We start from the raw sequence: 5,578 nt of genomic DNA on the forward strand, positions 1-5,578 counted from the left end.
GAAAACCAGGATGCACACACGAAACGTCAACGTCAAAACCGCCGCTCAAGAATCTTCCAGCAAGATGGGGGAAGAACAAAGCCCTGTTTCTGTCGCACGGGAATGGGTGGCTCAGGCCACTTCGCTGAAGGCGGGGGTCACCGTCACCCTGTCCGACGTGTCCCGATACGGCGACGTGCAGGTGGAGATCCGCACCAACGGAACGCTTAACTGGCGCGCCTGGTCGTTTGAACCGGATTTTCTTTTTGAACTGAAACGCAATCTGCAATACGTGCAGCTTTAACCGGAGGCCGGATGTCCGGCCTTAACCCAGAGAAGGAGGAAACATGCAGAACCTTAACACCCGTCCGGCGACCCGTAAGGTCGGGCAGAGCACCGAAATCGTGAAGCTGCTGCGTATTCAGGCCAGCGACATCCACGTGGTCGAGTTTGACAACGTGGACACCCGCTTTAACGACTGCAACAACTGGCAGGTGATGGCAGGAGGGAAACGCGTCCTGTTCAGCAACCGCATGTATGAGCGTTTTTCAGATGTGAAATCGGGGATCGTGGCAACGATCAACGTGTGTGAAAACAGCGGCAGCGTAACGGATAAAGCGATGCTGGAAGGGGCAAAAGTCATGATGCAGGTTCTTGATGGCTATCCGTCCTTTGCAGCACTGGCAGCACACCCGAAACGCATTACCGGTTAACCGGGTGCCGTGACCGGATCGCACTCCGGCCACGGCTGACCACAACTATCACTGAGAGGTAAAAATCATGGTCGCCACCAATACTACGGCAAAAAAGACAGCTAAGACCACCCGTCAGACAAAATCTGCGGAAAAAATCGCGCAGTCTACCAAGCAGAAGCTCGTCCAGCTGCTTGCTGATACGCCCGTGCAAATCTTCCCGTACTCCCGCCTGTCACATACTGACTTAAACACGCGCATCATTCCGCATACCGATCAGGAAGTGGAAGAGATGGCAGACAGCATTCAGGCAATGGGCATCCTGCAAAACCTGATCGGTGCAGAACTGCCGGACGGTACGATCGGCATTGTCGGCGGGGAAGGTCGCCGCAGAGGCACAGGCATTCTGGTGATGCGCGGTGTGCTCGATGCAGACACGCCGTTTGTTCCGGTGAAAGTCCTGCCCGTGGAGATGGCGGTGGCGGCCTCGATGATCGAGAACGGTCGACGTAAAAACATGCATCCCGCCGAGCAGATTATCGGTTTTCGTACCCTTCAGCAGGAAGGTAAAACGGCCTCTCAGATTGGCGCACTGATGGGCTATCACCCGCGCCACGTTCAGCGCTGCCTGAAGCTGGCGAATCTTGCCCCCTCCCTGCTGGATGCGCTGGCGCGGGATGAAATCACCCTTGAACATTGTGAAGTGATGACCCTTGCCGACACTCATGAACGGCAGCTACAGGTCTGGGAAGAAGCGAAGGCGCAGTGGAACGGCAGTATGCCAATGCCCCATACACTTCGCAAAATGGTGACTGACGACAAGATGGCCATCAGCCACCCGATGTTTGAGTATGTGGGCGAGGAAGCCTATATCGCCGCTGGCGGTACGCTGACCGCCGACCTGTTCAGCGACAAGGACAGCACTTTTGCCGATGCGGCGCTGGTGAAATCTCTGCTGGCTGGCAAGCTCACCGTGCTCGCCGCTCGCGTTAAGCAGGAGCAGGGCTGGGGCTGGGCTGAGTTCCGTATGACGGAACTGCGCGCCAGCGGTGAGGACGGTGAACAGTACCGTTTTGCGATGCCGAAAGCTGTCCTGACGGATGCAGAACAGAAGCGTGTCAGTGAGCTTGAAGAACAAATGGAAGCTACTGAAACCTACGATGACGAATACGAGCTTCAGCAGCAGATCGATGACATTTACTGCGAGGCGGAGTACCGCGAAGCCACGCCGGAATTTCGCGCCGCACACGGTATCTGGGTGTCATGGGATGGTGACAGTTTTCAGGTTCAGCCTGGTATCCGCAAGCTGACCGACGAAGACCGGGCAGAAGAAGAACAGGCGCGTCAGGAACGTGAAAAGAACGTTATCAGATACACCACGCCTGACATTCCCGCTGACGCCTATCCGGCAACGCTGGTTAAGGCCATGTCTGCGGAGCGCACTCTCGCCGTTCAGGCAGAACTGGCGGGTCGCCCTGATGTATCGGTGGCACTCCTGACGTGGACGCTGTGTCTTGCGCTCTTTGACCGCACCCACGGCAAGCGCAATGAACCGCTGAAAGCCTCCGTGTCCTCGAATCAGTATCAACTTTCATCACTGGCTCCATCCGGTGAAGAAGGGAAGGCGCTGATGGCGCTCAAAGCACAGAAAGAGGCGCTTCAGGCAACGCTGCCCGAAAACTGGCATCTCGATTTCACCTGGCTGCTGTCATGGTCAGCAGAGCAGGTGAACACCCTGCTGGGATTCTGCGCGGCACACGGTATCAACGGTATTCAGGAACGTATGTATAACCATACGCAGAAAAGCGAACTGGACGGGCTGGAAGCGGCGCTGGACTTTGACCTGCGCAAATGGTGGCAGCCGGATGCTGAGAGCTACTTCGGCAAGCTCACGATTTCCCAGATTGGCAAAGCCTATGAAGAAGCCGGACTCAGCGCCCGTGCGGGTGAAGTTGTGAAGCTCAAGCGCCGCGATGCGGCAAAGGCCGCCGAACAGGATCTGAATGCTCAGGGCTGGCTGCCTGACTGGATGGTGCGCACAGCGCCAGCCGCTGGGGCTGAAGAAGCCACCGAAACCGACGCTAACACCACTGACCACGCTGCTTAATACCGGAGGCCGCCGCCTTCGGGCGGCGGGAACAGACATGACCATGCAATATGACCTGAACCGAATCAACACCCTGACCGCATCCGACCTGGAGTTTATCCGTCAGCAGGGCGAGGACGCGCGCCGCGCCCTCAGCGATGCCGTGACCGGCCTCCTGTCGACACCTGAAGGATGGCGCGTCTGCGCCGAGTTCCGCAGCGAGTTCGGCGGCTTCTTCCCCGTCCAGTGCCGCTTCAGCGCGGACGGCAGTGATGACTGGCATCTGTGCGTGTGCAGCCCCGGCGAAGTCTCGCCGTACTGGCTTCTGGTGCTGCTGTCCTCCGGCGGTGACGTGGTGCGTACCCTTTACCAGAGCGACACGCTCCAGCCTGATCGGATAAACCAGATGGTCGCGCAGCTGGCAGGTATGCGCCGCTTTAACTGCACTGCCAGCACCGTGGTGAAGCTGATGAATGTGGAGGTGACAGCATGATCCCGTCCTCACACGCGCTCGTTTCCCTGAAGCCCGCCCGTCAGGCTGCAATACAGGCTATCAGCCATGTTGAGTCTGCCCGCGAACGCGGCGCACGGCTGCCCGCCATGCCGTATGTCCGTACCTTTCTGCGCCTTCTCACGGGTAGCGGACGTCTCAACGCCACGGTGGCCAATAAAATACCCGGCCTGCACTGGGTGCCAAATAACCGTCATTCAAACCTGAAACAGGTCGAGGAGGCGCTTAACACGATGATCGCCACCAGTGGCGAAGCCTGCCCGCTGCCGCTCACGATTGACGTACAGGCCGAACTGTTTCCTGAAGTCATGCACACCCGCACGGGTCGACGGCTGCACAGGTCCGGCATTAAGACCACGCGCCAGCTGCGCCGCCAGTCCCGCGAGTACGAACAGCGCTGGAAACTGCGCCAGAACCTGCTGGAGCAGGCGAAAATCGACCTGAATTTTCAGTCACCGGAAACCGTCTGCACCTGGTACACCCGGTGGAGCGACGAGTTTGACGCGGCAGAGCTTGCCGGACCGTTCTGGCGCTGGCAGTCGCGGTTCGCGTCGCTGAAGGAACTTGACTGGCTTCGCATCAGCGGTGAGCCGCTGTATACAGTGATGTACGAAATCCCGTTTATCGTGCGGGAAACACCTGAGCATGTTCGTGTTGCTGAACGCTGGCAGGTGCCAAATAAGCTGGCTGATCGGAGCGGTGTATGAAGTGGCGCTATTCCCTGCGCTGGAAATTGCCACACAAGCCCTGCCCTGGCCCACTGGAGCTGGTTTCAGTTGTCGTGGAAGCAGGGCAGGCGGCACCTGAAGAGGTGATGTCACGCTGGGTTGCTGGCTCAGGTTACGCTGTATGCGTGGATTTTCTCGGTCAGAAACAGCTCCAGCGCTGGAGCGATGAACGGAAAGCCGCAGTGAGAAGGCGCAATATGCAGGCACGTATTAACCGTGTTGCCCCTTTGTTTGCCGATGAGTTAATCGAGCGTGAGCTGGCAGCGCGTCCGGCGTATTTTGATGGTAAGTCCGTCAGGTGAGTCAGATACAATGCTGTCTGACTGCTCAGACGGAACATATAAAGAAAGCAGAATTATGAGGTACTGGTTACTCGTTATCTTACTGAACGTGCCGTTCTATGTAATCGTTAAGCATGTTGCGCCAGAATGGCATGGTACGCCTGGATATTATGCAGGCCAGCTCATCCTCACACTAATAGCTGTGGTCATCACATGGCGTGATCCGCCTGGCTGGTTAGATGAAATCCTGCTCGGCGTAATGAAATACGTCGTTCTGAGTGCCGGGATTATCTTCTTTGTCTGGGGTGTCGGGTACAAGCTGGCATTCTGGGGGCAAGGTAATTCTGATGCCGTATTTTTAAGTGCCGGGGACGTGATTCTGCCTAATCTTGCGCTTGTCACGGGCGTAGTGATCGCGGGATGGGGATACATGAGATATTTCAGGCGCTAAGCAGAATAAAGCGTGGATATACCTGGTAAGAAATAGCACCTGCCCGGTATAATCGACGTGGCGCTTGAGGCTTTTTGCCTCATGACGTGAAGGTGGTTTGTTACCGTGTTGTGTGGCAGAAAGCAGAAAGCCCCGAGTAATTTTTCAATTAACCCGAGGCCCACTGCATGTCTGATCAACAACAGTATGGCCGCTTACCTGCCGAAAGGCAAGGAGAAGTCAGCTATGAAACTGCCGCGAAGTACTGTTATCTGGTGCGTATTAATCGTGTGTTTAACACTCTTAATATTCACATTCCTCACCCGAAAATCGCTCTGCGAAATCCGGTTGAAGGACGGAGAGCGGGAGGTCGCTGCCGTTCTGGCCTACGAATCCGGTAAGTAAGCTACCTGAAGGCGGGGGAAACCCCGCCTTTTCAGGAGCTGAGTTGCCACGACATGCCTGAAGCGCCTTTATGAAGGGGTTGCCGGTTTACAGGTAGCCCCTTTTTCCATCCCGAAGGGTGCAGTCGCATGCATGAACAACCCGGAAGGTCTGTTCCCCTGCGGGGAACGGGGGAAGGGGGACGCGCCTCCGGCGCTGCCCCTCTGCTCCCTCCGCCTTGTCCACACCCCAGCCTTTCCTGCCTGATTTTGCTGAAGTCAGAGCGCCATGAGTTACCTGCCTGTACCTGACTTTAGCCTGTTTTTCCCTGTGTTCTTCATCCCGGGCGTCATATCCGGCGTCCTGCTGGTTAACTTTCTCAGCTGCAGCTCCGTGGCCATAACCCGAAAACAGGGCAGGGCTCTGGCCCCCTTCGGCTCCCGGCCCGCGTAGCGGTCCGGTCGTCTAGCCCCACTCCGCCAGGGCG

At 57.1% G+C, this 5,578-nt stretch carries 8 protein-coding genes and 1 pseudogene; all 9 read left to right on the forward strand.

Features of this window, described 5'->3' with window-relative positions:
- A partial coding sequence (locus tag INF68_RS20540) for a hypothetical protein (RefSeq protein ID WP_370552482.1) occupies positions 1–283 on the forward strand: 283 nt, incomplete at its 5' end.
- Between the two features lie 43 nt (positions 284–326).
- Positions 327–692 carry a hypothetical protein gene (locus INF68_RS20545; protein WP_063854635.1) on the forward strand — a complete coding sequence of 122 codons (366 nt, stop codon included), beginning with the start codon at positions 327–329 and terminating at the stop codon, positions 690–692.
- A 67-nt stretch (positions 693–759) separates the two neighbouring features.
- Positions 760–2,778 (forward strand): ParB/RepB/Spo0J family partition protein, encoded by a 2,019-nt coding sequence (locus INF68_RS20550; protein ID WP_063854636.1) that lies wholly within the window; start codon positions 760–762, stop codon positions 2,776–2,778.
- 37 nt (positions 2,779–2,815) lie between these two features.
- Positions 2,816–3,250 (forward strand): conjugation system SOS inhibitor PsiB, encoded by a 435-nt coding sequence (psiB, locus tag INF68_RS20555; protein WP_063854637.1) that lies wholly within the window; start codon positions 2,816–2,818, stop codon positions 3,248–3,250.
- The gene (locus INF68_RS20560) at positions 3,247–3,975 is read left to right on the forward strand and encodes a plasmid SOS inhibition protein A (protein ID WP_029404097.1); all 729 of its coding nucleotides are present in this window, start codon (positions 3,247–3,249) and stop codon (positions 3,973–3,975) included. The genes psiB and INF68_RS20560 overlap by 4 nt, the downstream gene beginning before the upstream one ends.
- Positions 3,972–4,298: a hypothetical protein gene (locus INF68_RS20565; protein ID WP_029404096.1), complete on the forward strand. Its 327-nt coding sequence runs from the start codon at positions 3,972–3,974 to the stop codon at positions 4,296–4,298. Before INF68_RS20560 ends, INF68_RS20565 begins: the two co-directional genes overlap by 4 nt.
- Positions 4,299–4,353: 55 nt before the next feature.
- On the forward strand, positions 4,354–4,728 hold the full coding sequence (locus tag INF68_RS20570; protein ID WP_063854638.1) for a hypothetical protein: 375 nt from the start codon (positions 4,354–4,356) through the stop codon (positions 4,726–4,728).
- 167 nt (positions 4,729–4,895) lie between these two features.
- A pseudogene (locus INF68_RS23325) lies at positions 4,896–5,045 on the forward strand (DUF5431 family protein); the annotation flags it as partial.
- A complete protein-coding gene (locus INF68_RS23330; RefSeq protein WP_274205380.1) occupies positions 4,993–5,112 on the forward strand; it encodes a type I toxin-antitoxin system Hok family toxin in 120 nt (39 codons plus the stop codon). The pseudogene INF68_RS23325 and the gene INF68_RS23330, both read left to right, overlap by 53 nt.
- The last annotated feature ends 466 nt before the right edge of the window (positions 5,113–5,578 follow it).

The organism is Enterobacter cloacae complex sp. P16RS2, from assembly GCF_014982155.1.
GTDB lineage: Bacteria > Pseudomonadota > Gammaproteobacteria > Enterobacterales > Enterobacteriaceae > Enterobacter > Enterobacter cloacae_M.

Bases quoted from the DNA above. Each gene is read 5' to 3' on its own strand.
- INF68_RS20570 (WP_063854638.1), top strand. From the start codon at position 4,354: ATGAGGTACTGGTTACTCGTTATCTTACTGAACGTGCCGTTCTATGTA.
- INF68_RS20565 (WP_029404096.1), top strand. From the start codon at position 3,972: ATGAAGTGGCGCTATTCCCTGCGCTGGAAATTGCCACACAAGCCCTGC.
- psiB (WP_063854637.1), top strand. From the start codon at position 2,816: ATGACCATGCAATATGACCTGAACCGAATCAACACCCTGACCGCATCC.
- INF68_RS20550 (WP_063854636.1), top strand. From the start codon at position 760: ATGGTCGCCACCAATACTACGGCAAAAAAGACAGCTAAGACCACCCGT.
- INF68_RS20545 (WP_063854635.1), top strand. From the start codon at position 327: ATGCAGAACCTTAACACCCGTCCGGCGACCCGTAAGGTCGGGCAGAGC.
- INF68_RS20560 (WP_029404097.1), top strand. From the start codon at position 3,247: ATGATCCCGTCCTCACACGCGCTCGTTTCCCTGAAGCCCGCCCGTCAG.